The organism is Pseudoalteromonas sp. S16_S37, assembly GCF_014694405.1.
In the GTDB taxonomy this organism is placed as follows: domain Bacteria; phylum Pseudomonadota; class Gammaproteobacteria; order Enterobacterales; family Alteromonadaceae; genus Pseudoalteromonas.
In genome coordinates this window covers 1-338 of record NZ_JAAUWV010000220.1, presented here as the reverse complement: position 1 = coordinate 338, position 338 = coordinate 1, and the positions used below count along the sequence as shown (strand labels likewise).

At 51.5% G+C, this 338-nt stretch carries 1 rRNA gene; it reads right to left on the bottom strand.

The features are described 5' to 3' along the window. A 23S ribosomal RNA gene (locus HC733_RS22705) occupies positions 1-338 on the bottom strand; the annotation flags it as partial.

Sequence of the window (338 nt, the reverse complement as noted above, 5' to 3'; positions counted from 1 at the left end):
GCGTGCGGGTTTTTCACCCGCATTGTCGTTACTCATGTCAGCATTCGCACTTCTGATACCTCCAGCATACCTCCCGGTACACCTTCAACGGCTTACAGAACGCTCCCCTACCCCGCGAATATACCCCGAAACTATCTCTGTCCAACTCAACAGGTTGAACGCTTGACCGTTGGGCACTTCGTGCGTCAACGTTAATCTTAAAATAGTTTGGGTGGTATATTCGCAGCCGCAGCTTCGGTGGTATGTTTAGCCCCGTTACATCTTCCGCGCAGGCCGACTCGACTAGTGAGCTATTACGCTTTCTTTAAAGGGTGGCTGCTTCTAAGCCAACCTCCTAG